We start from the raw sequence: 25,823 nt of genomic DNA, 5'->3' as shown, positions 1-25,823 counted from the left end.
TCGTTTGACGTCGGCGTGAGCCGTGGCGCGACGGCTCACGCCGACTGAAGGGTAAGCCCCTCACCCTTTCGCCTGACCCAATCGCCTTCGGCTCTTGGAGGCTCAAGCCCTCTCCCGCCGGGAGAGGGACAGTTCAGAGCGCGCCGTAAAGCGCCTCGACTAGGCGTAGAGCGCGCGGATCGCCAAGGAGGTGCGGCGACTGACGCGTCATGACATAGGCGGCGGACACGCCTATCGCCTGATCGGCGAACGCCATCGATCCGCCCCAGCCGGTATGGCCCACCGTTGTCGGATTGGGACCGAAGATGTTCAGGCCTTCGTTGCGCATGAACCCAGCCGCCCAGTTCATATGAAACGGCACGACCTTATCTAGCCCATGAATGCGCTCGCGCGTGGCTTGAGCCAGGGTCTCTTCCGACAGCACCGCCAGGTGGTCCAGAGCGCCGCCGGTAGCGACGATGGACATCATCCGCGCCAGATCCTTGGCCGTGGCGTGCAGATTGGCCGACGGAATCTCCGCCATCCGCCATTCAGCCGAGCCGCGCCCGCCGGGGGCCGAGCCGCGATCCAGGAAGGCGGCCTTCTTGATCGCGTCAATGGGGCCGAGGTCCGGCGCGGCGGCGGGTTTGCGCAGTTGGGCGACACGGCCGTGTTCGGCTTCGGGCAGGCCGATCCACAGGTCCAGATCGAACGGCTGGGCGAAGTCCTCGCGCAGGGCCGTTCCCATCGTCCGCCCGTCGACGATGCGGAACAGTTCCCCCGCCAGATAGCCGATGGTGATGGGGTGATAGCCGGACGCCGTGCCCGGCGCCCACATCGGCATCTGCGCCGCCAGCTTGTCCAGCACCGCCTGCCGGTTGAACCAGATGGCCGGTTCGGCGCCGCCGTCAAAGCCGGGCAGGCCGGACTGGTGGCTCATCAACTGGCCGACGGTCAGTTGATCCTTGCCCGCGGCGCCGAAGGCGGGCCAGTGGTCGCAGACCCGGTCCTCATAGGACAACAGTCCCTTGTCCACGCAGCGCGCGATCATCAGGGCCATCACCGCCTTGCCGGTCGAGAAGACCGGGACCAGCGTGTCCTCGGCGAACGGCTTGGTCCCCGCCAGATCGGCCGAGCCGGCCCACAGGTCCGCGACCACCTCGCCGTCGATGGTCACGCTGAAACGCGCGGCCAGTTCGTTCAGCCCCTCGGGCGCGTCGGTGAAGTTGGCGGCGAAGGCGTCCTTCACCGCATTGAAACGCGGCGGGCAGACGCCGTGGAGGTCGGGGAGGCTGGTCATGGATGCGGTCTAGCGCCTTGGCGGCTTCACGTCACTTGCAGCCGATTACTGGCGCGCCGACGCCGAGGCGTTGCGCGCGCCTTCGAACTCGTCGCCCGGCTTCCATGCGGGCCAGTCGCGCGAATTGGCCAGGTCGCGGCCGACTTCATACAGCAGCTGAACGTCGGCGGCGGCGGCGTCCATTGTCCACTCCGGCGTCCATTCGTCTGTCGGCTGATGATAGCGGTTGGCGACATAGTCCCGGCTGGCTTCGTTGTGGCCGGTGAAGCCCGCGGCGGCGAACAGGGCGGGCACGCCCTTCCTCGCCAGCGGGAAGTGGTCCGAGCGATAGAAGGCCCCCGCGTGCGGCGCCGGGTCGGGGATCAGGCGACGTCCCTCGCGTTCGGCCAGCACCGCCAGCCGGTCGTCCAGATCGTTCTTGCCCGCGCCGATGACGACGATGTTGGGGTCGATCTCGGTCCCCGGCAGCAGACTGTCCATATTGATGTTGGCGACCGTCGTTTCCAGCGGCCAGACCGGGTTGGCGGCATAGTATTCGGCGCCCAGCAGGCCGGTTTCTTCGGCCGCCCAGCTGATGAAGACGGTCGAGCGTTCGGGGCGCGGCCCCTCTGCGAACAGGCGGGCGATCTCCATGACGCCGGCGACGCCCGTCGCATTGTCGACGGCGCCGTTATAGATGTCGTCGCCGTTCTTGGGCGTGGCGCGGCCATAGGCGTCCCAGTGGGCGCCGAACATCACCGTCTCGTTCGGGTATTTGGTTCCGGGCAGGCGGCCGATGACGTTGCGCGTCTCGACCCGGTCGGCCTTCTGGCCGAAGTCGATGGACATGGTCACGCCGTCCAGCGCCACGGGGCGGAAGTCGGGGGTCCGCGCCTGATCCTTCAGGGCGGCGAAGTCCAGCCCGGCGTCTTGGAACAGCTGTTCGGCGATCGCGCCCTGAATCCAGCCCTGCGCCGCTACGCGCTCCTTGTCCGGATCGGCGCGGACGATGTCGAACTTGGGCGCGGTCGAGGAATTCTCCAGCGTCGACCATGGATAGCCCGCGCCCGGAGTGTCGTGGATGACCAGAACGCCCGCGGCGCCATGCGCAGCCGCCACCTGGAACTTATAGGTCCAGCGGCCGTAGAAGGTCATGGCCTGGCCGTCGAACTTGCCCGCGACGGGGTGGCCTTCGGGCGCGGCGAAGTCGGGGTCGTTGACCAGCACCAGCATGATCTTGCCGGTCAGATCGACGCCCTTGTAGTCGTCCCACCCACGCTCGGGCGCGTCGACGCCATAGCCGACGAAGACCAGAGGCGCGTCGGTCAGGCTGATGCGCTCCACCGGCCGATCGGACGAGACGATGACGTCCTTGGCCCGCTGAAGCTCGGTCGTGCGGCCGTTGGCGGAAACGCTGATGGCGGCGGGGCCGTCCTGGCTGGTGCGGCTGACCTGGGCGACCTGCACCCACGATCCGTTGGGGCCGCCGGGTTCGAGACCGAGCGCCTGGAACTGCTGCGACAACCACGCGATGGTGCGGTCTTCGCCGGGCGTGACCGGGGCGCGGCCTTCAAACTCATCAGACGCCAGCACGCGGGTCGCTTCATTCAGCCGGGCCGGATCGACGCGGCCGGTTTGAGCGAGCGCGGAGGTCGAACACATCAGGACGGCGATCAGGCCGACGGCGGCGGAACGGGCGAGGGTCATGGGCAAGCTCGGCGTTTGGACGATTTGCGCCACGCTGCCCCCTGAGGCCGCCGCTGTCGACCCCCGAATGGCCTCAGCGCGCCGCCAGCCAGGCGCGTGCGCCCTCAGCCGCGACGACGCCCGAGGCGAAGGCGGCTTGGAGCAGATAGCCGCCGGTCGGCGCCTCCCAGTCCAGCATCTCGCCCGCGGCAAAGACGCCGGGCCGCGCCCTCAGCATCAGCCGTTCGTCGACGGCGTCCAGCGCCACGCCCCCGGCCGAGGAGATGGCGCGGCTCAGGCCCTGCACGCCAGTCAGGGTCAGGGCGACGCCCTTGATCCGGGCGGCCAGCTCGGCGGGTTCTGCGGACAGGGAGCCGCCTTCGCGCAACAGGGCGATGGCGGCGGCGTCCAGCCGGGCGGTCTTGCGCAACCCGTTCGACAGGCTGTCCTTGCCGCGTGGTTTCGACAGGCGCTGGGTCAGGGCCTCGACGCTCAGATCGGGCCGCAGGTCGAGCGTCAGCGTGGTCGATCCGTTGCGCTCCACCGCTTCGCGCAGACCGGCGGACAGGGCGTAGACGCCGCCGCCCTCGATCCCATAGGCGGCGATCATGGCTTCGCCGCGCACGGTGCGGTCGCCGTGCGTCAGGGAGACCCCTTTCAGCGGCGTTCCGGCGAAACGGTCGCGGAAGATCGGCGACCACGCGACATCAAAGCCGACATTAGCGGGACGGAAGGCGGCCACTTCGGCGCCCGCCTCTTTTAGCGCCGGAACCCATGCGGCATCCGAGCCCAGCTTGGCCCAGCTGGCGCCGCCGAGGGCCAGGACCACGGCGTCGGGCCGCTCTGTCCGCTCACCATCAGGGGTCTCGAACGTCAGGGCGCCGTCCCGCCAGCCGGTCCAGCACGAGCGGGTGCGGACCTCGACGCCCAGCCCTTCCAGCCGCGCCAGCCAGGCGCGCAGCAGGGGCGAGGCCTTCATCGCCTTCGGAAACACCCGGCCGGATGAACCGACGAAGGTCGGCTGGCCCAGCCCCTCGACCCATTCGATCAGATCGGCGGGCGAAAAGGCCTCCAGCCACCCCTTGATGCGCGCCTGAGCGGCGGCGTCATAGCGGTTCAGGAACGGCTCGAGCGGCTCCGAATGGGTCAGGTTCAGCCCGCCGCGTCCGGCCATCAGGAATTTGCGCGCGACCGAAGGCATCTGCTCATGCACGACGACGCGCCGGCCCGCCTGGGCCAGGGATTCGGCGGCCATCAGACCGGCGGGACCGGCGCCGATCACGGCGACTGTGGAAGGGGAGAGCGTCATCGACGCCTTCCTAGCCGGAATGGCCGTCACGGCCTATGCTGGCGGACATGAGCGTCGCCTTTACACGGGAAGAAGATCTGGAAGCTACGGCGGCGGACCTGCCGGACCGGCCGATCTCGCCCCATCCCAACCTCGTCACGCCGCAGGGCCTGGCCCAGATCGAGGCCGAGCTGGCGGCCGCGCGCGCGGCTTATACGGCGGCTCAGGCGGCGGGCTCCATCGAGGCCGACCGCACCGCCATGGCGCGGGCGACGCGCGACCTGCGCTACTGGTCGGCGCGTCGGGGCACGGCCCAGCTGGTCGAGGCGCCGCCGGACGGCAAGGTGCGCTTCGGCGACACGGTGACGATCGAGCGCGAGGACGGCCGCACCCAGACCTGGCGCATCGTCGGCGAGGACGAGGCCGACCCGACCCAGGGCAGCGTCAGCCACGTCTCGCCCCTGGCTCGCGCCCTGATGGGCAAGCGCGAGGGGGATGAGGCGACGGTCGCGGGCCAGTCGGTCGAGATCGTCGCCATCAAGGAAGGCTGAGAAGCGTGAAGGCTGGGGGCGGCTTCAGTAGCCGCCCGCGCCCTTCTCCTTCGCCACCGGCTGGAAGTCGCGCACGAAGCGCTCCAGCAGGCGCACGCTGTAGCCCGCCGAACCGGCCGGCTTGACGTCGTTGGCGGCGCCGAAGGCCATGTTGGCGATGTCCAGGTGCGCCCAGGGCGTCTCCGGCCGCGCGAAATAGCCGATGAAGTGAGCGCCGGTGCCCGCGCCGGCGCCGCCTTCGCCCGAGTTCTTGATGTCGGCGATGGTCGAAGAGGTCGCCCGCACATAGTTGGGATGCAACGGCAGACGCCAGAGGGTTTCGCCGGTGGCGTCTCCAGCGGCCTTCAACTGATCGGACAGGGCGTCGTGGCGGCTGAACAGGCCCGCATAGTCGCCGCCCAACGCGCCGCCGACCGCGCCGGTCAGGGTCGCCACGTCGACGATGGCGGCCGGGTTCAGCGTCGTGTCGGCCCAGACCACGGCGTCGGCCAGAACCAGACGGCCTTCGGCGTCGGTCGAGATGATCTCGATGGTCTTGCCGTTCATGGCGGTCAGGACGTCGGCCGGGCGGATGCCGCCGCCGTCGGGCATGTTCTCGGCCAGGGCGGCGACGGCGACCACGTCCACCGGGGCGCCGCCCTTGGCCAGGGCCAGGACCGCGCCGACGACGCTGGCGGCGCCGGACATGTCCATCTTCATATTGCCCATGCCCGAGCCGGGCTTCAGCGAGAGGCCGCCCGAATCGAAGGTGATGCCCTTGCCCAGCAGGGCGATCGGACCGTCGGTCGCAGCGCCCTCGCCGCGATAGCGCACGGCCAGCAGGCGCGGCGGGCGGCTGGAGCCCTGGCCGACGCCCAGCAGGGCGCCCATGCCCAGGCGCTGCATGGCGGGCACGTCCAGTTCGGTGATCTCGACCCCCGGCACGCCGGCGAAGGCGGCGCGGGCGCGCTCGACGAAGCTTTCGGGATAGACGACGTTGGCCGGCTCGTTGGACACGTCGCGGGTCCAGGCCATGGCTTCGACCAGGGCCGCGCCGCGACGATAGTGCGCCTGGGCGTTCGCGGCGTCATCGGCCACAACGGTCAGGGTGCCGGGCGCCGCGCGGTCGCGACCGGTGGTGACATACAGGTCCGAGCGGTAGTGGCCGATGCCCAGCCCCGTCGCCAGTTCAGAGGCCATATCCGCCGACAGGCCCGAGGTCAGGGCGGTCAGGACGCCCGGCTGGCTGTTCAGCGCGCGGCCCGCGACGATTCCGGCGGTCTGGACGTCTGCGGCCTTGGGCGCTTCGCCCAGACCGACGATCAGGATGCGGTCCCAGCCGCCGACGCCGTGCAGGCTCAGGGTCTGGCGCGCCTTGTAATCGAAGCGCGCGGCGCTCAGGGCTGCGGCGATCGCCTGACGCGTTCCGGCGTCCAGAGCCGATCCGCGCGCGGCCAGATCAGCTTCCGAGCCCAGCGGCAGGACGAGGGAGCCCGATGGCGAAGCGGCGGCGGCGAAGGTCACGGCGCGCGCCTGTGCGGGCGCAGCGCGCGCGGGCCAGTCGGCGCGCTCGGCGGTCGACGCCGCGCGGCGCGCTTGGGCCTCAGCCGGAACGGCGACGCTCAGACCGGCGGCGGCGATCAGCGCGGCTGCGGCGAAGGACGGAATACGGGTGGTGCGGCGCATCGATCAGGGCCCCCTCTGTGACGATGAAGGCGCCTTTATGGGCGGTCGTATCGCGCCGGGGCAACTGTTCCGCCGGCTGAAGGGAACCGGGCGCGACGCCTTGTCGCGCTTGTCGCGCGCTTGGGGTCGCGCCCGGCGGAACGGCGGCCGTCAGCAGGCCGCCCGACGCGGGGGCGCCGAGCAGGGTCGGGCCCTGAGGCGGACTTCGCCGGTCTCTCGGCGTGAAAGGCGGCGCGCGTCGAGCAGGGCGCCGATCCAGCCCCACGCGGGTTCCTTATGAGTGCGGTAGATGTGGTCCATGACTTCGTCCTCCTTTCTGAGAGGGTCAGGATGGCGCATGGTGCGCCGGGTCACAAACGAGACGATGACGCCGATTCATAAGGCTGACTTATGTCTGATCCTCTTTCCCGTATTCCGGTCGACGCTCTTCGCGTGTTCGAGGCGACGGCGCGCCTGCTCAGCTTCACCCGCGCGGCCGAGGCTCTCGGCATGAGCCAGGCGGCGGTCAGCTGGCGCATCCGCGACCTGGAGCAACGACTCGAGCGGCCCCTGTTCACGCGCGGCACGCGGCAGGTGGCCCTGACGCCCGAGGGCGAGCGACTGGCTACGGCCGCGACCGAGGCGATGACCTTGCTGAGGCGGGCGGTGGCCGAGGTGGTTGAGGCGGACCAGGGCGTATTGGCCGTCACGACGCTGCAGACCATGGCGACCCAATGGCTGGCGACGCGGCTGGGCGCGTTCCAGTTGGCCAATCCCGACCTGGCCGTGCGGGTCGACACCAGTTCCATACTGTCCAATCTGGGCGCGGACGGGCTGGACGTGGCCTTGCGCTTCGGCTCGGGCCGGTGGCCGGGACTGGAAAGCCGCTTTCTGATGCCGGCCGTCTTCACGCCGGTCTGCACTCCGGTCCTGCGCGACCGGCTGGGGCTGAAATCGCCTGCCGATCTGAAGCGGGCCCATCTGATCGGAGAGCCCCGCGAATGGGCCGCATGGTTCGCCGCCGCCGCCGTGGCGCCCGCTGACGCCGGAGCGCCGCCCAGGCTGACCGCCGACAATCAGGCGATGGAGGTGGCGGCGGCTCTGGGCGATCAGGGCGTGGCCCTGGGCTCGCCCATCCTTTACGGCCGCGAGCTGGAGCGCGGCCTGCTGGTCCGGCCGTTCCATCAGACCGTCGCCCTGGCCGAGGGCTATTGGCTCTGTTACCCGTCGGGCCGACGCCTGGTCCCCAAGATCGCCCGCTTCCGTGACTGGATTCTGGACACGGCTCGCGCCGACCCGGCGGTGGTCGAAGGCGCGCGGCTGGCGGGACGCGAGGTGGGTGAAGGAGGCGCGTAACCCCTTCTCCCCTTGTGGGAGAAGGTGGCAGGCGAAGCCTGACGGATGAGGGGCCTTGCGACGCGACCTCTGAAGCCATCCCATGATCAGACGCCGCGACCATACTCGAGAAAGCGGCGCTCACACCCCTCATCCGAGCGCCTCCGGCGCCCACCTTCTCCCACAAGGGGAAAAGGAAAGAAGAAAGGGCGGGACCTTTCGATCCCGCCCCTCCGTTGTCTGAGCTTTGAGTTGCCGGACTTCCTTAGAAGTCCATGCCGCCCATACCGCCCATGCCGCCCATGTCGGGGGCGCCGCCGGCCGAGGCCTTCTTCGGCGCATCGGCGATGGCGGCTTCGGTCGTGATCATGATGCCCGCGACCGAACCGGCCGAGGCCAGAGCCGAGCGGACGACCTTGGCCGGGTCGATGACGCCCATTTCCACCAGGTCGCCATACTGTTCCGTCTGGGCGTTGAAGCCGAACTCGGCCTTGGCCGATTCCAGCACCTTGCCGACCACGATCGAGCCTTCGACGCCCGAGTTTTCCGAGATCTGACGGATCGGAGCCTGCAGGGCGCGGCGGACGATGTTGACGCCGGCGTTCTGATCGGCGTTGTCGCCCTTCAGACCGTCCAGCACCTTGGAGGCCTTCAGCAGGGCCACGCCGCCGCCCGGGACGATGCCTTCATCGGCAGCGGCGCGGGTCGCGTTCAGGGCGTCGTCGACGCGGTCCTTCTTTTCCTTCACTTCGACTTCGGTCGAGCCGCCGACGCGCAGGACGGCGACGCCGCCGGCCAGCTTGGCCAGACGTTCCTGCAGCTTCTCACGGTCGTAGTCCGAGGTGGTGTCCTCGATCTGGCGCTTGATCTGGCCCACGCGGGCCTCGATGCCGTCCTTCTCGCCCGAACCTTCGACGATGGTGGTGTCGTCCTTGGTGATCTGGACCTTCTTGGCCTTGCCGAGCATGTCGAGCGTGACCGTTTCCAGCTTGATGCCGAGGTCTTCCGAGATGACCTGGCCGCCCGTCAGGATGGCGATGTCTTCCAGCATGGCCTTGCGGCGATCGCCGAAGCCCGGAGCCTTGACGGCGGCGACGCGCAGGCCGCCGCGCAGCTTGTTGACGACCAGGGTCGCCAGGGCTTCGCCTTCGATGTCCTCGGCGATGATCAGCAGGGGACGGCCCGACTGAACCACGGCTTCCAGCACCGGCAGCATCGGCTGCAGCGAGGTCAGCTTCTTCTCGTGGAGCAGGATGAGCGGCTCTTCGAGGGAGACCTCCATCTTGTCCGGGTTGGTGATGAAGTAGGGCGACAGATAGCCGCGGTCAAACTGCATGCCTTCGACGATGTCGACGGTGGTTTCGGCGGTCTTGGCTTCTTCGACGGTGATGACGCCTTCGTTGCCGACCTTGGCCATGGCCTGGGCGATCAGGTCGCCGATTTCAGCGTCGCCGTTGGCCGAGATGGTGCCGACCTGGGCGATTTCCGAGTTGTTGGAGACCGGCTTGGAGTTCGATTTGATCTCTTCCAGCACCGCTTCGACAGCCTTGTCGATGCCGCGCTTCAGGTCCATCGGGTTCATGCCGGCGGCCACGGCCTTCAGGCCTTCCTGAACGATGGCCTGAGCCAGGACGGTGGCGGTGGTGGTGCCGTCGCCCGCCTTGTCGTTCGCCTTGGAAGCGACTTCGCGGATCATCTGGGCGCCCATGTTCTCGAAGGCGTCTTCCAGCTCGATTTCCTTGGCCACCGAGACGCCGTCCTTGGTCGAGCGCGGGGCGCCGAAGGACTTCTGGATCACGACGTTGCGGCCCTTCGGACCCAGGGTCACCTTGACGGCGTCAGCCAGGACGTTGACGCCCTTCAGCATCTTGTCGCGAGCGTCGGTGTTGAACTTTACGATTTTAGCGGCCATGCGGGCTGCTCCTATCTATAAGATTTTACGTTAGAATTCCGGAAACCCAGGACGCGTCTTACGACAGCACGCCCAGGACGTCGGATTCCTTCATGATGATCAGGTCTTCACCGTCGATCTTCACTTCGCTGCCCGACCACTTGCCGAACAGGACGCGGTCGCCGGCCTTCAGTTCCAGGGCGACGAACTTGCCGTCTTCGTCACGGACGCCGGGGCCCACGGCGACGACTTCGCCTTCCTGGGGCTTTTCCTTGGCCGTATCGGGGATGATGATCCCGCCCTTGGTCTTGGATTCTTCTTCAACGCGCTTGACCAGCACGCGGTCGCCGAGCGGACGAAACGCCATCTGAGTAACTCCCGTTAGGATGTTGGTTCCAGCCCTCGGAGCCCACGACTTTGGCAGTCGCCCTCCCCGAGTGCTAACGACCGGGGAGTTAGGCAGGGGGCGGGGGGCGTCAAGGGCGAGGCGGACTGAAATTCGGCGCCTTGATGAAGCGAAAATGAACGGGCGCCCCCGGGGTCGTTCAGACAGGCTTCGCTAAAGAGGGGACAACGGATCAACCGGCTTTCGAAAGGAGCCCGCCATGAAGACCCTGTTCAAGATCGGCGCCGGCGCTATCGCCCCTGCTCTGGTTGTGACGATGCTGGCCACGACTCCGGCCGCGGCCCAGAACTATCGCGACCGCGATCGCGACAATACCGGCCGTGACGCCGTCCTTGGCGCTGTCGTCGGCGGCGTGGCCGGCGCCCTGATCGGCCAGGGCGACGGACGTTATGTCGCGGGCGGCGCCCTGGCGGGTGCGGCCCTCGGCGCGGCCTCGTCCTCGAGCAACGACGACTGCAGCTATTACCGCGGCGGTCGCTGCTACCGGAACCAGGGCCACTGGGAGCGCGAACACGGCATCAACAGCCGCGACGGCTATTACAACGGCCGTTACGAGCGCAACAACGGCCGCTATTACCGCGACGGTCGTTACTGGCGGAACCACGGCGAGTGGCGCAGCTATCAGAACCGCCGCGACCGCGACTACCGCTATGACCGCCGCTGGTAGGCGAACGGCGAGATGAAGAAAGGCCCGGTTTCGCGACCGGGCCTTTTTCATGGAGGATTCAGTCGAATTGAGCTTTGCGCGCCTTGCCGATCAAGCCCAGGTGAGTGACCTCGAAGGCTTGCGGAGACTTCAGGCCATAGCCGAGCGCACGATCGAAGCCGATATGCGCCAGCCAGATCAGGCTGAGCGGGATCGCCGACGGCGCGGAGATCAGCAGGCCCGCGCCGGCCAGCAGCAGCGGACCGATCAGGCTGTGCGCCAGATTATAGCTCCAGGCCCCGACGCGCGGCCCGGCCAGATAGCCGGCGAAGGATAGGTCCGGCGCCAGGAAGAGAATGGCGAACAACCCCCAACCTCCGCCCTCCTGGCCGAAACGCCCATAGGCCAGGGCGGAGAGGGCGAGCAGGGCCAGACCCTCGAGCCTCTGCCAGGCGGGGGCGACGACGGTCACGCCGTCAATCGTCGCAGCAGGTCGGCTGTCGAAGGGTCGAGGCCCGAGGACGGCGCGCCGGCTTCGACGTCCTTCAGCACGGCCTTGGCCAGGGCCTTGCCGAGCTCCACCCCCCATTGATCGAAACTGTTGATGTCCCACAGGACGCCTTCGACGAAAGTCTTGTGCTCATAAAGGGCGATCAGGGCGCCGAGGGAGCGGGGCGTCAGCGCTTCCATCAGGATGGCCGTCGACGGGCGGTCGCCGGGGAAGGTCTTATGCGGCGCCAGACGGTCGGCCTCGGCCTCGGATGCGCCCGAGGCGAGCAGTTCGGCGCGAGCCTGGCCCTCGGTCTTGCCCTGCATCAGGGCCTGGGCCTGGGCCAGGGCGTTGGCCCAAAGCGGCGTCGCGGTCGCGTCCTCGCAGGTACGGCCGACGATGACGAAGTCGAGGGGAACGACCTGCGGTCCCTGATGCAACTGCTGGAAGAAGGCGTGTTGGCCGTTGGAGCCGGGTTCGCCGAAAACGACGGGACAGGTTTGGCGACCGACGGGCGAGCCGTCGCGGCGCACCCGCTTGCCGTTCGACTCCATCTCCAACTGCTGCAGGAAGGCGGGCAGGCGACGCAGGGCGTGGGCGTAGGGCGCGACGCTGCGCGCCGGGCGGTTCAGGCCGTCCACATTGTAGATGTCGGCCAGAGCCATGAGCACCGGCCCGTTCCTCTCCAGCGGCGCCTCGAGGAAATGCCGGTCCAGTGCGGCGGCGCCGTCGAGGAATTCCTGGAACGCCTCCCAGCCCAGGCCGATGACGCAGGACAGGCTGACCGCCGACCACAGGGAATAGCGGCCGCCGACCCAGTCCCTGAAGGCGAAGGTGCGGCCGCATCCGAAGGCCGTCGCCTTGTCCGGCGCGGCGGTCACGCCGATGAAGTGTCTGGCCATCCCCTCGGCGGGCAGGGCGGCGGCCAGCCACGCCTTGGCGGCCTCGGCGTTGGTCAGGGTTTCCTGGGTGGTGAAGGTCTTGGAGACGACGACGACCAGGGTCGTCTCGGGCTCCAGTCCGATCAGGGCCTCGGCCATGTCGCGCGGATCGATGTTGGCGACGAAGCGCAGGTCGATGGCCGGATCAAGCGGGCGCAGGGCGTCCCAGATCAGTCGAGGACCCAGATCAGAGCCGCCGATGCCGATATGGAGCACCGTCCGGATGGCGCGCCCGGTCGCGCCTGTCTCATTTCCGGACCGCACCGCTTCGGCATAGGTCTTCATTTCGGCGCGAACGGCCTCGACCTCGGCCGAGACCGGCTCGCCCAGGGCGTGGAAGTCCGCGCCGTTCGCCGCGCGTAGGGCCGGGTGCAGCACTGCACGGCCCTCGGTCAGATTGACGGCCTCGCCGTTGAACAAGGCTGCGCGGCGGCCCTCCACGTCGCAGGCGCGCGCTAGAGCCAGGGCCGCGTCCAGGCCGGCGCGGGCCCAGCTCTGCTTCGACAGGTCGATATGCAGGCCGGCCGCCTCCAGCGTCAGCCGCGTCAGACGATCCGGGTCGGCGGCGAACTGATCCTGGATGCGGGCGCCGGCGTCCCGGCGGGCGGCGGCTTCGAGTTCGGCCCAGGCGGCGGCGTGCGGCATCATCGTCTCCCCATGGCGGTTCGGTGCGGTTGGCCCGACGCTTGCAGGCTCTGGTGTACGGCTCAGGCCGAGAAGAGTTCAATCCAGGATCGGGTCAACAAGGGTTTCCTTCGGAAGCGCCGCGGCCCGCTCCCTTGTGAAAGGCACGCCATGTCCTGCGGAATAGCCCTCGCTGTCGCCCTGATGCTGGCCGATCCCGCCGTCGCCGAAGCGGCGGCCCTGCCGCCGGTAGCGCCCGCCGCGCCGGTCTCGGTGGCCCAGGAGCCCCTGTTCGCCGATCTGGTCGCCCGGTCGGGCGCCCTGAAGTCGATCGTCGACGGCTGGATGGCCTCGGGCGAGGCGGACCGGGCCGGCTTCTTCACCGGCGCGGCCTATGCGGCGTTCAAGACCCAGGCGACGGATCTGGCCCAGCGCGACATGCAGGGGCATCTGATCCTCAAGGAACGCGGCACGGATAACGACCTGAAGTGCATCCTGCGCGGCATTTCGGAAGACATCCCGGTCAAGGTCGCGGCGGTGGAGACGGCGCCCGATGCGGCTGCGCGCAAGCTGGCGCTCGACGAGCTGTCCTATCTGCTGAACGACAACGTCGAGGTCATCACCTCGCCCCCTCAGCCCGCGGCGTAGCCGCCGGCTGAGGCTTGATGCTGTTCTTGGGCCTGCCGCGCTTTGCGCGACTTGGGGCCCGATTAGGGGAGGTTGGTTTCCGCGAGGAATTCTCAGCCCTCCACGGTCTCGGGGTATTTGATGGCGCAGCCGTAGGGCGCGGCGTAGGCGGTCTGGACCGCGCGGCCGGCCTTGGCGTCGGCCAGGGCGGCGCGAACGAAGTTGTTGGCCCCGTCCAGATCTTCCACCTTGTTGGTCGGCCGATCGTCGATGCCGCCGACGTAGATCAGCCGCCCTTCGGGATCGATGATCCGCATGTCGGGCGTGGTCTTGGCGTCGTAGCGCTTGCCCACCTCGCCGGTCGGATCCAGCAACAGATGGGTGAAGGCGGCCTGGTGCTTGGCCTTCCAGGCTTGCGCTTCCTCCCCCTCGACGAAGCCCTGGGTTCCCGGCGACGAGGAGATGATGGTCAGCCAGACCACGCCGTCGGCGGTCGCCTCGCGCTGCAGGGCCTGCATGGCGCCGGTGTAGTGCTTCTTCACGAAGGGACAGCCTTCGTTGGTCCACTCCAGCACGACCGTCTTGCCGCGGAAGTCGGCCAGCGATCGCTGATGGCCCTCGGCGTCGACCAGGGTGAAGGCGGGGGCCGTTTCGCCGGGGGCTGGCGCTTCGATCGCCTCGGGGGCGACAGCGGCGGTCTCGGACCGCTCCGGCGATGCGGCGGGTTGCTGCTGGCAGGCGGCGAGCAGCAGAAGAGAGGCGGAGGCGGCGGTCAGCAGGCGGAACATGGCGGTCTCCTTGGGATGAAAAGTCAGCGGTCGGCGGCGTCCTTCAGGGCGTCGACGACGACGCCTTCGGTCAGCAACTGCGGCAGGATGCGCGGCTCGGCCCGGCCCGGCGCATAGACGAGGTAGAGGGGCACGCCCGAACGGCCGTGGCGTTGCAGCTCTGCGGTGATGGCGTCGTCGCGGCGCGTCCAGTCGCCGACCAGATAGACGGCGTTCGCCTGTTCCAGCGCCTCAGTCGTGCGGGTCGAGGACAGGGCGGCGCCCTCGTTGAGCTTGCAGGTCACGCACCAGTCGGCGGTGAAGTTGACCAGGACGGGCCGTCCCTCGGCCAGGGCGGCCTTCACCGCCTGTTCGGACCAGGGCTGGGAGGGCAGGCGGGTCGAGGCGCTGTCGCCGTCCGACGCGGCAGGCGCGGCCTTTCCGGCCAGGACGCCGAAGCCCAGGGCCGCGATCAGGGCCAGGACGGCGGCGATCCCTGCAGCCCGACCCTTGCCCGGCGCGGCGGCCTGGAAGCGGCCGTAGAGCCATAGCGCCAGGGCCAGCATCAGTCCGGCGCCGAACAGTAGAGCCAGGGCGTCGGCGGTCTGGCGGCCATAGACCCAGGCCAGCCATAGGGCGGCGCCGTACATGGGGAAGGCCAGCAGATTGCGCAGCGTCTCCATCCACGGGCCGGGCTTGGGCAGGCGGGCCAGCAGGCGCGGATTGAGGCTGATCAGCACATAGGGCAGGGCCAGGCCCAGCCCCAGCATCAGGAAGACCGCCAGGGCCATGGGCCAGGGCATGAACAGGGCCGCGCCGAGCGCAAAGGCCATGAAGGGGGCGGTGCACGGCGCGGCGACGACCACGGCCAGCACGCCGGTGAAGAAGGCGCCCGCCGCGCCGGGCAGGCGCGCCAGCGGGCCGTGTCCGGCGCCCTGCAGGCCTGCGCCGACGTGGAAGACGCCCGACAGATTCAGCGCCACCGCCAGCATCAGCAGGGCCAGGGCGGCCACAACGCCCGGCGACTGCAGCTGGAAGCCCCATCCCAGGGCCTGACCGCCCGCCCGCAGGGCCAGCAGCGCCCCGGCCAGGACGAGGAAGGTCGTCAGCACCCCGGCCGCGAAGGCCAGGCCGTCGCGACGGGCTTCGACCGGTTCATGGGCGGCGCGGCTGAGCGAGGCGGCCTTCATCGCCAGTATGGGGAAGACGCAGGGCATCAGATTCAGGATCAACCCGCCCAGCAGGGCGAACAACGCCGCCTTGCCGAAGTCGGCGAACCCGGTCGGCGCGGTCGCTGCGGCCTGAACGCTCTCGCCGTCGCCGATGCCGCCCTCGTCCGCGACGCCGGCCAGGGCCGCCCCGGGTTCGGCCGTGATCTCCCAGGCGCCCAGATCGGTCGACAGGACGCCGCCGATCGGCCCGTTCAGCCCGTTGGTCGTCAGGCCGCGCCCGGCGGGGACGCTGACGGTCAGGCCTTGTGGGCCGCGTTCGCCGGACTGGGCGGCCGCGTGGTCGATCACCCCGCCTTCGAACGGATAGAAATAGGCCCATTTCGGCGCGGCGCCGGTCAGCGGGCCGCCGACGGCCGTCAGGGTCAGCCTGCCGTCGATCAGGGCGGCGCGGGCCTCGATCCCGGCGGGGCGCGGCGCGTCGGCGACGACGTCCTGGATCGCCTGGCCGAAGCGGGCGTCCAGCGGCGCGGCGCCGTCGCGCACCGGCAGATCGAGCGCCAGGTCGAGGTCTTCGGGCACGCACATCTCGTCGCTGCAGACGTAGAAATGGGCGGTGACGCGCAGAGGCAGGCTCCGGCCGGGCTGGGCGTCGGCGGGAATCTCGATCGGCACGGGCAGGAAGACCGTGCCCGAATAGCCGTAGTTCATCAGGCTCTGCAGCCGCTGGCGCTCGGGCAGGGGCCACAGGATGTCGCCTGGCTTCAGGCCGGTCGGCAGGGCCCAGGTCAGGGTCGTCGGGCCGCCGGAATCGCCCTGGTTGCGCCAATAGGTGTGCCAGCCGGGCTCAATCTTCTGGCGGATGGCGACGACAGCCGTCGAGCCTGGGGTCGCCCAGGCTCCCATGGGGACGAGTTCGGCCTCGATCCTTTCGGTGCGCTGGGGACCAGGCGCGACGGCCTCTCCTCTGGCGGGCGCGGCGCCGGCGGCCAGGGCCTCGCGCAGGGCGGCCTCGGACGGGGACGGGGACGCGGACGCCGTCGCCGGCAGGGCGAGGACGAACCAGGTCAGGAGAAGAAGCAGGATGCGCAAGGGCGACGCCGGAAGCAGAACCAGGGGAAAGGCGCGACCTTAGACCCTCAGGCCCCGCCTAGCCACGCCCCGCGACGGCGGGCCGCAGCCGGCTGTCTGGCGGGGTCAGCGCGGGGCGGCGACCTCGATCAGCACCTCGGTGCGGCGACGCAGAGGGTCGTTGACGCCGCCGACGAGCGCGCCCTCGGCCCCGGCCGCTTCGATGTCGAACGCCGGGGCGGGCAGGCCGGCGCCCGCCAGCGCTTCGGCGACGGCGCGGGCCCGTTGTTCGGAAATGGTCAGGTTGGCGGCGGCCGTGCCGCTGCGGGCGTCGGCCAGGCCGGTGACCTTGACGTGCTTGATCTGGCAGCCCTGAAGCTGGGTCGCGGTCATGCCGATGGCCTGGCGGGCGGCGTCGGTCAGGGTCGCGCGGTCCGGCGTGAAATAGACTTCGAACCGCTTGTCGGCGCAGGCGGCCGGGTCGCTGACCAGGTCGCTGCGCTTCTTGTAGCCGCCGGTGGCGGCGCACCCGGCCACGGTCAGGCCGACGGTCAGCAGAACGACAGCGGAAATGAGCTTCATGTCAGGCCCCTCGCGCGCGCCGTTGCGGCTCGCGCGCCCTCCAGCAAAAAGGGCGACCCGCGCCATGCGGATCGCCCTTTCAGACTGTCCCGAAAACGCTTCGGGCGCCAGAGGCTAGACGCCGGGATCAGTAACGGCGTTGGCCGTTCTCCCAGTAGCACTCGGTCTGGCGGTTATCGTAGCAGTAGTAGTAGCGCCCCTGGTTGTCGCGGTAGCGCTGCTGGTTGTTGCGGTCCTGGTTCGAGCCGCGGATGGCGCCGGCCGCACCACCTGCCAGGGCGCCGATGGCCGCGCCCGTGGCTGCGTTGCCGCCGCCGACGTTGTTGCCGATGATGGCGCCGGCCACGGCGCCCAGGCCCGCGCCGACGGCGCCTTGACGGACGGTTTCGTTCGAGCCGTAGCCGCCGCCGTAGTACGGGTCGCTGGCGCAGGCGGTCACCAGAAGTCCGGCGCCGGCGATGGCGATGATCGCCTTGTTCATGGTTCTGTCCTTCATCCCTTAGGGGGCACCCCTGAAGCTTCGATAACGCAGCCCGAAGAGGGCGGTTCCGAGGCAAAACGTTCGAAGCTTCACTTTAAATCCCAGCGCGTGGTCGCGAGCGCGGAACTGGCCGACCGCGCAGACGTTCGCCGCCCATGACAGCCGACACGCAGAACGACGCTCCGAATTTCCTGAGCCTCCTGGACCCCGCCGCCGCCGCTCAGGATGAGGCGCCGCGACCGTTGACGGAGGCGGTCCGACTGGAACGGGTCATCATCCTGGTCAATCCGCTGTCGGGCGGCGTTGGGGCGCAGGCGGCCGACGAGGCCGCCGCCCTTCTGGCCGTCTATCCGCTTCAGGCCGAAGTGGTCGTGCTGGAGGGGGCGCGGATCCCGGACCAGATCGGCGAGGCGCTGGAGGCGCGCCCGGACGTCCTGTTCATCCTGGCGGGCGACGGGACGGCGCGATCGGTGGCCGCCCGCGCCGGGTCCGACGGGCCGCTGATCGCACCCCTGCCCGGCGGCACCATGAACATGCTGCCCAAGGCGCTTTACGGCACGGGGGATTGGAAGAAGGCTCTGCGCCTCGCGCTGGAGGAGGGCGCCCCCCTGGCCGTGGCCGGCGGCGAGGTCGAGGGCGAGGCCTTCTACTGCGCGGCCATCCTGGGCTCGCCCGCCCTGTGGGCCCCGGCGCGCGAGGCCATCCGCGAAGGCAAGCTGAAGATGGCCTGGACCTACGCCCGCCGCGCGCTGAAGAAGGCCTTTTCCGGCCGGGTGCGCTATGCGCTGGACGGTAGCGAGCGGGAGAAGGCTGAGGCCCTGGTGCTGATCAGCCCGTTGATCTCCAAGGCGATGGACAAGTGCGACGGGCTGGAGGCGGCGGCCATGAACACCGCCGACGCGGCTCAGGCCTTCCGCCTGGCCGCGCACGCCCTGTTCGACGACTGGCGCCAGGATCCGACCGTCACCACCCGAGGCGCCCGCAGGATCGAGGTGGAGGCCCGGTCGCGCATTCCCGCCGTGATCGACGGCGAGCCGATGCTGCTGGGCCGCGAGGCGGCGGTGCGGTTTCTGCCGCGCGCCTTCATGGCCCTGGCGCCCAAGCCTCCAGCCGGCGAGGACAGCGTCTAGTGGGTCTGGTCCTCCAGTTTTCGGACGTTCATTTCGGATGCGAGCATGAACATGCGGTGGCCGCCGCAGCCGACTACGCCCACGCCGCCGGGGCCGACCTGATCCTGATCACCGGCGACATCACCCAGAGAGGCTATCCGCGCGAGTTCGCGGCGGCCGGCGACTGGATCCGCGCCCTTCCCGAGCCGGTCTTCGTCACCGTGGGCAATCACGACGTGCCCTATTGGGACGTGATGGCGCGGCTGTTCTGGCCGTGGCGGGCCTTCGAACAGGCGACCGGCCATCCGGCCCATGATCACGAGTTCCGCCACGACGCCCTGATGGTGCGGGGCGTCACGACGGCGCGCGGCTGGCAGGCCCGTCCCAACTGGTCCAAGGGCGTCATCGACCTGGATCAGACGCGCCGCGCGGCGGAGGCTCTGCGTCAGGCGCCCGACGGCGCGCTTCGCATACTGGCCTGCCACCATCCCCTGGTCGAGATGATCGGCGCGCCCATGACGGGCGAGGTCAAGCGCGGAGCGCGCGCGGCGCGCATCTTCGCCGAGGCGGGCGTCGACCTGGTCGTCACCGGTCATGTCCATGTGCCCTTCGCCCTGCCGATCGGGGTCGGGGACGAATGCTCCTATGCCGTCGGCTGCGGAACCCTGTCGCATCGCGAGCGGGGGGCGCCGCCCAGCTTCAACCGCATCGAATGGGACGCCGAGACGGTGACGGTGTCGGCCGTGGCCTGGGACGGACGTCGGTTCGCCGATCACCAGACCTGGCGGCTGCCGCGTCGCCGCGCCTGAGGGTTTCAGATCATGAAAAAGGGCCGCGACGGCTTGGTCACGGCCCTGATTTCAATGCGTCCGGCTCGGCTAGATGCGCGGCCCGCCGCGCCCTCTCAGGCCGCCCACCAGCAGGGAGACGACGAATAGGATGACGGCGATGATGGCGATGAATTTGGCGATCTCAAACGACATGCCCGAGATGCCGCCGAAGCCGAGAACGGCCGCGACCAAGGCTATGATAAAGAAAATGATGGCCCAGCGAAGCATAGGCGATACCCTCCGTAAGGTGTTGACAGGAGCGGGCTTTCGACCCCTCCCGTCGACAACGCCGCTTGCCTGAACCAACGCGTCGGAGACTTGGCCGTTCCTTTAGCGCCGACGGCGTCCTCTGCTTTTTTCAGTAAAGGCGGCCGCGACCATGGTGGCCAGGGCCGGATTGCGCAGGAAGATGAAACCGCCGGCCAGGGCCGCTGCGGCGCCCAGGATCGGACGCTGCTGGAACAGGTGCAGGGCGCGGGCGCCCAGGCCTTCCGGCTCCTCGTCTTCCTCATCCTCATCGTCGCCGCGCGCGCGGCGCACGAAGACCAGGGCGACGACGGCCGCGATCAGGGCGAACAACAGGGCGGTCAGGGCGGCCGCGATCACGGGCGGCACGACCAGCAGCAGCAGATAATAGACCGTCGCCCCCAGGGCGACCATGGCCACGAAGGCCGCGCCGGCGGCGACGAAGGTCGCCACCGCGCGGTTGATGAGCCCCCGCCCGAGCATCAGCGCCGACGCCCGGCCAGCAGCAGACCGAGGACGACGCCGACGCCGAGCGCAATGGCGGTCGACTGGATCGGGCGTTCCTGCACCCGCTCGACGACATAGCGCTGCGCCTCGTCGAATTTCTCGGCGGCGTCATCGTAATATTCACGGCCGCGCACCTTGGCGGTGTCGTAATAGCCGCGCGCCTTCTCGCGCAGTTCGTCGCCCTGTTCGCGCAGGCGGGCTTCGGCCTCGGAGGCCTTTTCCTTCAGACGCTGGGTTTCCTCGCGGGCGCCGGCCTTGAGGTCCTCCTTCAGGGTCTTGAGGTCGTTCTTGATGTCTTCACGAGCCTTGGACGTGGCCATGATGCGCGCTCCGCTCCTTGTGTAAGCTTGACGATTAAATAGAGAAGCCCTGTCCGAAACGCCACACCGACGATCAAGGTTCCTGCAATGCAGCATGGGGCGCGGTGCGGCGAAAATCCGATCTGGCGCGCCGTTCACGGCGCTTCTAGAACAGCGTCATGACCCAATGGCTGTTCCCGCCCGCCCAGACGCCGTCCCTGCCGATCGAGGGCGAGTCTCGCCGTCTGCCTGTGCGCCGCATCCTGTGCGTGGGCCAGAATTACGCCGCCCATGCCCGGGAGATGGGCGCCGATCCCGACAAGCCCGCGCCCTTCTTCTTCTCCAAGCCAGCCGACGCCCTGGTCGTCGACGGGAGCGACCCGGCCTATCCCTCGGCGACGCAGAACCTGCATTACGAGGTCGAACTGGTCGTCGCCCTGGGCGCAGACGCCAGGCCGGTCGGCTGGGCCGTCGGCGTCGATCTGACGCGGCGCGATCTTCAGGCCGAGGCGAAGGCCAAGGGCCGGCCGTGGGAGGCCGGCAAGGCGTTTGACCAGTCCGCGCCCTGCGGCGCACTCAGCCTGAACCCGCCCGCTCCGGACGCGGCCATCGAACTGAGGGTCAACGGGGACGTCCACCAGTCGGGCCGCTTGTCGGACATGATCTGGGACGTCGACGGCGTCCTGTCCAAGGCGGCGGAGCTGTGGGCGCTCCAGCCCGGCGACCTGATCTTCACCGGCACGCCCGAGGGCGTCGGCCCGCTCAATCCCGGCGATCGGGTCGAGGCGGTCATCGCAAGCCTGCCGCCGCTCAGCTTCACGGTGCGCTCATGATCCTACACGGCTACTGGCGCTCGGGCGCCGGCTATCGCACCCGCATCGCCCTCAATCTGAAGGGGGTCGAATATCGGCAGGCGGCGCTGGACCTGCGCACGGGCGCACAGAAATCCGAAGCCTACCTCCGGCTCAATCCCCAGGGCCTGGTCCCGGCGCTGGAGACGGATGACGGCCTGGTGCTGACCCAGAGTCCGGCCATTTTGGAGTGGCTGGAGGAGACCCATCCCGAGCCGCCCCTGCTGCCGCGCGACGCGGCGGGCCGCGCCCAGGTGCGGGCCATGGCGGCGCTGATCGGCTGCGACATCCATCCGCTCAACAATCTGCGGGTGCTGAAGGCCGTGCGCGGGCTGGGCGCCGATCAGGCGGGCGTGGACGTCTGGGCCGGTCAGTGGATCATCGACGGCTTCACCGCGCTGGAGGCTCTGGTCGTACGTCACGGCGAGGGCTGGTGCTTCGGCGCGACGCCGACCCTGGCGGACTGTTACCTGATGCCGCAGCTCTATTCGGCGCGGCGGTTCAACGTCGATCTGGCGGCTTTCCCGCGCCTGCTGGAGATCGAGGCGCGGGCCGAGGCCCATCCCGCCTTCATCGCCGCCGTGCCGGAAAACCAGCCGGATGCGGATTAAGCTTCTTCGTTCACCAACGACCTTGATTTCGGTCAATCTCCCTTAAGCTTTGACGGCGAAAGTGGCGGCGTGAGATCTCGCCGTTCCGCCCTCTCCGGCCGACAAACTCGCCATCGCCCTGGTGGTCGAGCCTGATCGGTCCCGCCCGCTGCCGCCCGGCCAGCGGGAGGAGGCGACGCGTCACCTGCTGCAGACTGCGGGCGACGCCGGGGTCGGTCTGGTCGCCACCCGGCCCGAGGGCGACGTCGAGCGGATGCTGGGTCAGGCCTGGCCCTTCCCTTCGCCCTTCCGCGTCACCGTCCGCACCGTGCCGCTGGCCGATGGTCTGGACCGGGTTGAGGCGCGCGCCCGCCGCTCGCTGGAGCGCATGGGCCTGCCGCGCGGCGACGCCGTCCTGGTGCAGAACGCCGCCGATCTGGCGGGCGCCGAGGGCCGCGCCCTGTGGGATCGCCTGCAGGCGCTGAAGGATCGCGGGATTTTCCGCAAGGTTGGCTTCATCGCCACGGTAGAGGACGGCCCCGGCCTGCTGGCCCGCCGGTTCCAGCCGGACGTGGTGCAGCTGACCTGCAACATCCTGGATCAGCGCGCGGCGCGTGCGGGCGTCATCGCCGATCTGGCGAGCGAGGGCGTCGAGGTGCATCTGGCCTCGGTCTTCGCCCAGGGGCTGCTGTTCGCCAACCGCGACAGCCTGCCGCCCGAACTGGCGGCTCACGGCATGGCCCTGTCGCGCACGCGTCGCCGTCTGGCCGAGGCGCGCGTCGATCCGATGCAGGCGGCCCTGGCCTACGCCCTGACCCTGCCGGGCGTCGCTTCGGTCATCGCCAGCGTGGCTTCGTCGGCCGAACTGCGCGCCATCATCGCCGCCTCCCACGCCCCGCGCCCCGATATCGACTGGGACGCCCTGGCGCTGGACGAGACGCCCGCCGCCCTGGCCTCGCGCCCGCGTCTGCGGCTGGTCAGCGCGGCCTGATCCACAAAGCTGTCCACAGGTCGCCTTTCGCCTGTGCATGAGGAACGCCGCCCGCGCTTGAGGCCGCCGTCCCGATCCGCCACCCTGCGGGCCAGATGAACGCGCCGCTTTCCCACCCGCCCAAAACCGACCTCAAGCCGGACGCCGGAACCACGCCGGTCATGGCCCAGTATCTGTCGGTCAAGGCCGGCCAGCCGGACGCCATGCTGTTCTTTCGCATGGGCGACTTCTACGAGCTGTTCTTCGAGGACGCCCAGAAGGCGGCTGCCGCGCTAGGCATCGCCCTGACCAAACGCGGCAAGCATCAGGGTGAGGACATTCCCATGGCCGGGGTGCCGGTCCACGCCATGGACGGCTATCTGGCGCGGCTGATCCGCCAGGGCTTCAAGGTCGCCGTCTGCGAACAGCTGGAAGACCCGGCAGAGGCCAAGAAGCGCGGCTCCAAGGCCGTGGTTCACCGCGACATCGTGCGGGTGGTGACGCCCGGCACCCTGACCGAGGACACGCTGCTGGACGCGCGCGGCGCCAACCGTCTGGCGGCCGTGGCGATCCGTAAAGGAAGGGCCGCCGTGGCGGTGGTCGAACTGTCGGCGGGGGTGGTGGATTCGGTGGCCTGCGACCTCAGCGATCTGGGCGCAGCGCTGGCGGCGTTCAGGCCGTCCGAAGTGCTGGTCCCCGACCGCCTGTTCTCCGACGAGACGATGAAGGGCGCGCTGGACGGCTCGGGCGGCGTGGTTCAGGCCATGCCTCAGGCCCTGGCCGAGCCGGTCGGGGCCAAGGACCGGGTCCAGCGGCTTTACGGGGTCTCGGCGCTGGACGGTTTCGGCGCCTTTGAGGAGGCCGAGATTTCCGCTCTGGGCCTGATCGCCGCCTATCTGGAGACGACGCAGGCGGGCAAGATCCCCGCCCTGACGCCGCCGCGCCGTTCGGGCGAGAGCGGCTTTCTGGCCATCGACCCGGCGACGCGTCTGAGCCTCGAAATCGACCGCACCCAGCGGGGCGAGCGCGACGGCAGCCTGTTGCACGCCATTGACCGCACCGTGACCTCGGGCGGGGCGCGGGCGCTGGCCGAACGCGTCTCGCGACCCTTACGCGATCCGGCGGCGATCAACGCCGGTCTGGATGCGGTGGAGTGGCTGCTGGAGCGGCGTGATCTGCGGCGCGACCTGCGCGAATCCTTGCGCGCCTCGGCCGATGTGGCGCGGGCGACCTCGCGCCTGGCCCTGGGGCGCGGCGGGCCGCGCGACCTGGCGGCGATCCGCTCGGGCTTGAAGACGGCAGAGGGTCTGAGCGCCCTGTTCGCCACCTCGGCCAATGATCCGCTGGCCGGGCCGCCCGCGCGGGTGAGCGCCTGTCTGGACCAGCTGGCGCTTGAGGGCGACCTGTCGCACCTGCTGGCCGAGCTGACCGACGGCCTGATGGACGAGCCGCCGCACCTGGCGCGCGACGGCGGCTATGTGAACGCTGGCCACCGGCCCGAACTGGACGCCGCCCGCACCCTGCGCGACGACAGCCGCAAGGTCATCGCCGAACTGGAGGCCAGGGCCGTCGCCGACAGCGGCGTCGCCTTCAAGGTGCGCCACAACGCCGTCCTCGGCTACTTCCTCGAAACGAGCGCCAAGGCGGCCGAACCCCTGCTGCGGGCGGGACCGGACAGCCCCTTCATCCACCGCCAGACCCTGGCCAATCAGGTGCGCTTCACCACTGTCGAACTGTCGGAGCTGGACGCCAAGATCAGCCAGGCCGGGCACCGCGCTCTCGCCATCGAGGCCGAGACCTTCGAGGGCTGGCGCCGCGAGGTGGCGCGTCTGGCCGGACCGCTTCAGGGCGTGGCCGAGGCGCTGGCCGAACTGGACGCCCACGCCGCCCTGGCCGAATGGGCCGAAGAGGTCGGGGCCGTGCGCCCCAGCGTTGATGACAGCCTCTGTTTCGCCGTCGAGGCGGGCCGCCATCCGGTGGTCGAGGCGGCGGTGAAGGCGCAAGGCCTGCCCTACACCCCCAACAACTGCCAACTGGCGGGCGACGGCGTCGGGGCCTCGCGCCTGTCCATCGTCACCGGCCCGAACATGGCGGGTAAGTCGACCTTCCTTCGCCAGAACGCGCTTCTGGTGGTGCTGGCCCAGGCCGGGGCCTTCGTCCCGGCGCGGTCGATGCGGCTGGGCGTCGTCGACCGCCTGTTCAGTCGCGTCGGCGCGGGCGACGATCTGGCGCGCGGCCGATCCACCTTCATGATGGAGATGGTCGAGACGGCCGCCATCCTGACGCAGGCGACCGGGCGCAGCTTCGTCGTTCTGGACGAGATCGGGCGCGGCACCGCCACCTATGACGGTCTGGCCATCGCCTGGGCCACGGCCGAGGCCCTGCACGAAACCAACCGCGCCCGGACCCTGTTCGCCACCCATTATCATGAGCTGGCCCAGCTCGAGGAACGGCTCGACCACGTCTGCAACCTGTCGATGAAGGCGCGCGAGTGGAACGGCGAACTGGTCTTCCTGCACGAGGCGGCGCCCGGTGCTGCGGACCGATCCTACGGCGTGCAGGTGGCGCGTCTGGCCGGAGTGCCGACGGCGGTCGTCGGCCGCGCCCGCGAAGTGCTGGAGCGGCTGGAGAATGAGAAGACGGCGACTGCGCGTCTGGACGACCTGCCGCTGTTCGCGGCGGCCGAACCGCCCCCGCCGCCGATGAAGTCCATGCTGGACGGAGCCGTCGCCGCCATCGATCCCGACGACCTGACCCCGCGCGAGGCGCTGGAGGCGCTGTATAGGTTGAAAAATCTGGCGAAGACCTAAACCCCCGCTCATCCCGGCGGACGCCGGGATCCAGTCCTTTGGCCCCAAAAAATGCGTGTTTGGAGGCGGAGCGCCTTTTCAGGCGCTGAGCCTGAAGCTCTTACTGGATCCCGGCGTCCGCCGGGATGAGCGGGAGTGAGGGAGCGTGCTATGT

General features: G+C 69.6%; 24 protein-coding genes and 1 pseudogene. 10 read left to right on the top strand and 15 right to left on the bottom strand.

Features of this window, described 5'->3' with window-relative positions; all coding sequences use genetic code 11:
- Window positions 1–133: 133 nt before the first annotated feature.
- The 3 genes from AC52GN_RS15100 to AC52GN_RS15090 form a co-directional block, all read right to left on the bottom strand.
- Window positions 134–1,279 (bottom strand): serine hydrolase domain-containing protein, encoded by a 1,146-nt coding sequence (locus tag AC52GN_RS15100; RefSeq protein ID WP_496527615.1) that lies wholly within the window; start codon window positions 1,277–1,279, stop codon window positions 134–136.
- A gap of 45 nt (window positions 1,280–1,324) precedes the next feature.
- Window positions 1,325–2,965, bottom strand: coding sequence for a M28 family metallopeptidase (locus tag AC52GN_RS15095; RefSeq protein WP_496527614.1), 1,641 nt, complete (start codon window positions 2,963–2,965; stop codon window positions 1,325–1,327).
- Between the two features lie 73 nt (window positions 2,966–3,038).
- Window positions 3,039–4,253: a BaiN/RdsA family NAD(P)/FAD-dependent oxidoreductase gene (locus AC52GN_RS15090; RefSeq protein ID WP_496527613.1), complete on the bottom strand. Its 1,215-nt coding sequence runs from the start codon at window positions 4,251–4,253 to the stop codon at window positions 3,039–3,041.
- Between the two features lie 47 nt (window positions 4,254–4,300).
- On the opposite strand from AC52GN_RS15090, the gene greA reads away from it, so the two are divergent.
- Window positions 4,301–4,783, top strand: a complete 483-nt coding sequence (greA, locus tag AC52GN_RS15085) for a transcription elongation factor GreA (RefSeq protein WP_427790292.1) — start codon at window positions 4,301–4,303, stop codon at window positions 4,781–4,783.
- A gap of 24 nt (window positions 4,784–4,807) precedes the next feature.
- Here the strand turns inward: greA and AC52GN_RS15080 are convergent, their stop codons facing one another.
- Complete coding sequence (locus tag AC52GN_RS15080; RefSeq protein ID WP_496527612.1) at window positions 4,808–6,448, bottom strand: leucyl aminopeptidase family protein; 1,641 nt, start codon at window positions 6,446–6,448, stop codon at window positions 4,808–4,810.
- A 390-nt stretch (window positions 6,449–6,838) separates the two neighbouring features.
- On the opposite strand from AC52GN_RS15080, the gene AC52GN_RS15075 reads away from it, so the two are divergent.
- Window positions 6,839–7,783 carry a LysR substrate-binding domain-containing protein gene (locus AC52GN_RS15075; RefSeq protein WP_496527611.1) on the top strand — a complete coding sequence of 315 codons (945 nt, stop codon included), beginning with the start codon at window positions 6,839–6,841 and terminating at the stop codon, window positions 7,781–7,783.
- A 244-nt stretch (window positions 7,784–8,027) separates the two neighbouring features.
- Here AC52GN_RS15075 and groL read toward each other — a convergent pair whose 3' ends face one another.
- Both groL and groES read right to left on the bottom strand, forming a co-directional pair.
- Window positions 8,028–9,674 carry a chaperonin GroEL gene (groL, locus tag AC52GN_RS15070; protein WP_291780652.1) on the bottom strand — a complete coding sequence of 549 codons (1,647 nt, stop codon included), beginning with the start codon at window positions 9,672–9,674 and terminating at the stop codon, window positions 8,028–8,030.
- Window positions 9,675–9,732: 58 nt separating this feature from the next.
- Window positions 9,733–10,020 (bottom strand): co-chaperone GroES, encoded by a 288-nt coding sequence (gene groES / locus AC52GN_RS15065; RefSeq protein ID WP_003166488.1) that lies wholly within the window; start codon window positions 10,018–10,020, stop codon window positions 9,733–9,735.
- 238 nt (window positions 10,021–10,258) lie between these two features.
- Between groES and AC52GN_RS15060 the strand changes: the two genes are divergently transcribed.
- A complete protein-coding gene (locus AC52GN_RS15060) occupies window positions 10,259–10,726 on the top strand; it encodes a YMGG-like glycine zipper-containing protein (RefSeq protein ID WP_291780661.1) in 468 nt (155 codons plus the stop codon).
- Between the two features lie 58 nt (window positions 10,727–10,784).
- Here AC52GN_RS15060 and AC52GN_RS15055 read toward each other — a convergent pair whose 3' ends face one another.
- Both AC52GN_RS15055 and pgi read right to left on the bottom strand, forming a co-directional pair.
- Complete coding sequence (locus AC52GN_RS15055; protein ID WP_496527610.1) at window positions 10,785–11,177, bottom strand: DUF4260 domain-containing protein; 393 nt, start codon at window positions 11,175–11,177, stop codon at window positions 10,785–10,787.
- A complete protein-coding gene (gene pgi / locus AC52GN_RS15050) occupies window positions 11,174–12,784 on the bottom strand; it encodes a glucose-6-phosphate isomerase (protein WP_496527609.1) in 1,611 nt (536 codons plus the stop codon). The genes AC52GN_RS15055 and pgi overlap by 4 nt, the downstream gene beginning before the upstream one ends.
- Window positions 12,785–12,931: 147 nt before the next feature.
- Between pgi and AC52GN_RS15045 the strand changes: the two genes are divergently transcribed.
- Window positions 12,932–13,408, top strand: a complete 477-nt coding sequence (locus AC52GN_RS15045; protein WP_338577403.1) for a hypothetical protein — start codon at window positions 12,932–12,934, stop codon at window positions 13,406–13,408.
- A gap of 92 nt (window positions 13,409–13,500) precedes the next feature.
- On the opposite strand, the gene AC52GN_RS15040 is transcribed toward AC52GN_RS15045, so the two are convergent.
- From AC52GN_RS15040 to AC52GN_RS15025, 4 genes are all read right to left on the bottom strand, one after another.
- Complete coding sequence (locus tag AC52GN_RS15040; protein ID WP_496527608.1) at window positions 13,501–14,175, bottom strand: thioredoxin family protein; 675 nt, start codon at window positions 14,173–14,175, stop codon at window positions 13,501–13,503.
- 23 nt (window positions 14,176–14,198) lie between these two features.
- Window positions 14,199–16,415, bottom strand: a complete 2,217-nt coding sequence (locus tag AC52GN_RS15035) for a protein-disulfide reductase DsbD family protein (protein WP_496527607.1) — start codon at window positions 16,413–16,415, stop codon at window positions 14,199–14,201.
- A gap of 105 nt (window positions 16,416–16,520) precedes the next feature.
- On the bottom strand, window positions 16,521–16,976 hold the full coding sequence (locus tag AC52GN_RS15030) for an OmpA family protein (protein ID WP_343830061.1): 456 nt from the start codon (window positions 16,974–16,976) through the stop codon (window positions 16,521–16,523).
- 127 nt (window positions 16,977–17,103) lie between these two features.
- Window positions 17,104–17,457, bottom strand: coding sequence for a YMGG-like glycine zipper-containing protein (locus tag AC52GN_RS15025; RefSeq protein WP_338577398.1), 354 nt, complete (start codon window positions 17,455–17,457; stop codon window positions 17,104–17,106).
- Between the two features lie 155 nt (window positions 17,458–17,612).
- On the opposite strand from AC52GN_RS15025, the gene AC52GN_RS15020 reads away from it, so the two are divergent.
- Window positions 17,613–18,587, top strand: a complete 975-nt coding sequence (locus AC52GN_RS15020) for a diacylglycerol/lipid kinase family protein (protein ID WP_496527606.1) — start codon at window positions 17,613–17,615, stop codon at window positions 18,585–18,587.
- Window positions 18,587–19,375 (top strand): metallophosphoesterase family protein, encoded by a 789-nt coding sequence (locus AC52GN_RS15015; protein ID WP_496527605.1) that lies wholly within the window; start codon window positions 18,587–18,589, stop codon window positions 19,373–19,375. The genes AC52GN_RS15020 and AC52GN_RS15015 overlap by 1 nt, the downstream gene beginning before the upstream one ends.
- Window positions 19,376–19,444: 69 nt before the next feature.
- On the opposite strand, the gene AC52GN_RS15010 is transcribed toward AC52GN_RS15015, so the two are convergent.
- From AC52GN_RS15010 to AC52GN_RS15000, 3 genes are all read right to left on the bottom strand, one after another.
- Window positions 19,445–19,624, bottom strand: a complete 180-nt coding sequence (locus AC52GN_RS15010) for a DUF1328 domain-containing protein (RefSeq protein ID WP_003166483.1) — start codon at window positions 19,622–19,624, stop codon at window positions 19,445–19,447.
- Between the two features lie 102 nt (window positions 19,625–19,726).
- Window positions 19,727–20,125: a hypothetical protein gene (locus tag AC52GN_RS15005; RefSeq protein ID WP_291780686.1), complete on the bottom strand. Its 399-nt coding sequence runs from the start codon at window positions 20,123–20,125 to the stop codon at window positions 19,727–19,729.
- On the bottom strand, window positions 20,125–20,469 hold the full coding sequence (locus AC52GN_RS15000; RefSeq protein WP_291780689.1) for a glycine zipper domain-containing protein: 345 nt from the start codon (window positions 20,467–20,469) through the stop codon (window positions 20,125–20,127). The genes AC52GN_RS15005 and AC52GN_RS15000 overlap by 1 nt, the downstream gene beginning before the upstream one ends.
- A gap of 158 nt (window positions 20,470–20,627) precedes the next feature.
- Here AC52GN_RS15000 and AC52GN_RS14995 point away from each other — a divergent pair, with 158 nt between their 5' ends.
- From AC52GN_RS14995 to mutS, 4 genes and pseudogenes are all read left to right on the top strand, one after another.
- Complete coding sequence (locus AC52GN_RS14995) at window positions 20,628–21,281, top strand: fumarylacetoacetate hydrolase family protein (RefSeq protein ID WP_496527604.1); 654 nt, start codon at window positions 20,628–20,630, stop codon at window positions 21,279–21,281.
- On the top strand, window positions 21,278–21,910 hold the full coding sequence (maiA, locus tag AC52GN_RS14990) for a maleylacetoacetate isomerase (protein ID WP_496527603.1): 633 nt from the start codon (window positions 21,278–21,280) through the stop codon (window positions 21,908–21,910). Before AC52GN_RS14995 ends, maiA begins: the two co-directional genes overlap by 4 nt.
- A 106-nt stretch (window positions 21,911–22,016) precedes the next feature.
- Window positions 22,017–22,880: pseudogene (locus tag AC52GN_RS14985) on the top strand (aldo/keto reductase); the annotation flags it as partial.
- A 95-nt stretch (window positions 22,881–22,975) separates the two neighbouring features.
- Window positions 22,976–25,669, top strand: coding sequence for a DNA mismatch repair protein MutS (mutS, locus tag AC52GN_RS14980; RefSeq protein WP_496527602.1), 2,694 nt, complete (start codon window positions 22,976–22,978; stop codon window positions 25,667–25,669).
- Window positions 25,670–25,823 lie beyond the last annotated feature (154 nt).

It is taken from the genome of Brevundimonas sp. SS2672 (genome assembly GCF_059579685.1).
This window is presented reverse-complemented; position numbering and strand designations above follow the sequence as displayed.

Coding starts and splice junctions, on each gene's coding strand:
- AC52GN_RS15100 (WP_496527615.1), bottom strand. CDS start 1,279: ATGACCAGCCTCCCCGACCTCCACGGCGTCTGCCCGCCGCGTTTCAAT.
- AC52GN_RS15095 (WP_496527614.1), bottom strand. CDS start 2,965: ATGACCCTCGCCCGTTCCGCCGCCGTCGGCCTGATCGCCGTCCTGATG.
- AC52GN_RS15090 (WP_496527613.1), bottom strand. CDS start 4,253: ATGACGCTCTCCCCTTCCACAGTCGCCGTGATCGGCGCCGGTCCCGCC.
- greA (WP_427790292.1), top strand. CDS start 4,301: ATGAGCGTCGCCTTTACACGGGAAGAAGATCTGGAAGCTACGGCGGCG.
- AC52GN_RS15080 (WP_496527612.1), bottom strand. CDS start 6,448: ATGCGCCGCACCACCCGTATTCCGTCCTTCGCCGCAGCCGCGCTGATC.
- AC52GN_RS15075 (WP_496527611.1), top strand. CDS start 6,839: ATGTCTGATCCTCTTTCCCGTATTCCGGTCGACGCTCTTCGCGTGTTC.
- groL (WP_291780652.1), bottom strand. CDS start 9,674: ATGGCCGCTAAAATCGTAAAGTTCAACACCGACGCTCGCGACAAGATG.
- groES (WP_003166488.1), bottom strand. CDS start 10,020: ATGGCGTTTCGTCCGCTCGGCGACCGCGTGCTGGTCAAGCGCGTTGAA.
- AC52GN_RS15060 (WP_291780661.1), top strand. CDS start 10,259: ATGAAGACCCTGTTCAAGATCGGCGCCGGCGCTATCGCCCCTGCTCTG.
- pgi (WP_496527609.1), bottom strand. CDS start 12,784: ATGATGCCGCACGCCGCCGCCTGGGCCGAACTCGAAGCCGCCGCCCGC.
- AC52GN_RS15045 (WP_338577403.1), top strand. CDS start 12,932: ATGTCCTGCGGAATAGCCCTCGCTGTCGCCCTGATGCTGGCCGATCCC.
- AC52GN_RS15040 (WP_496527608.1), bottom strand. CDS start 14,175: ATGTTCCGCCTGCTGACCGCCGCCTCCGCCTCTCTTCTGCTGCTCGCC.
- AC52GN_RS15030 (WP_343830061.1), bottom strand. CDS start 16,976: ATGAAGCTCATTTCCGCTGTCGTTCTGCTGACCGTCGGCCTGACCGTG.
- AC52GN_RS15025 (WP_338577398.1), bottom strand. CDS start 17,457: ATGAACAAGGCGATCATCGCCATCGCCGGCGCCGGACTTCTGGTGACC.
- AC52GN_RS15020 (WP_496527606.1), top strand. CDS start 17,613: ATGACAGCCGACACGCAGAACGACGCTCCGAATTTCCTGAGCCTCCTG.
- AC52GN_RS15010 (WP_003166483.1), bottom strand. CDS start 19,624: ATGCTTCGCTGGGCCATCATTTTCTTTATCATAGCCTTGGTCGCGGCC.
- AC52GN_RS15005 (WP_291780686.1), bottom strand. CDS start 20,125: ATGCTCGGGCGGGGGCTCATCAACCGCGCGGTGGCGACCTTCGTCGCC.
- AC52GN_RS15000 (WP_291780689.1), bottom strand. CDS start 20,469: ATGGCCACGTCCAAGGCTCGTGAAGACATCAAGAACGACCTCAAGACC.
- AC52GN_RS14995 (WP_496527604.1), top strand. CDS start 20,628: ATGACCCAATGGCTGTTCCCGCCCGCCCAGACGCCGTCCCTGCCGATC.
- maiA (WP_496527603.1), top strand. CDS start 21,278: ATGATCCTACACGGCTACTGGCGCTCGGGCGCCGGCTATCGCACCCGC.
- mutS (WP_496527602.1), top strand. CDS start 22,976: ATGAACGCGCCGCTTTCCCACCCGCCCAAAACCGACCTCAAGCCGGAC.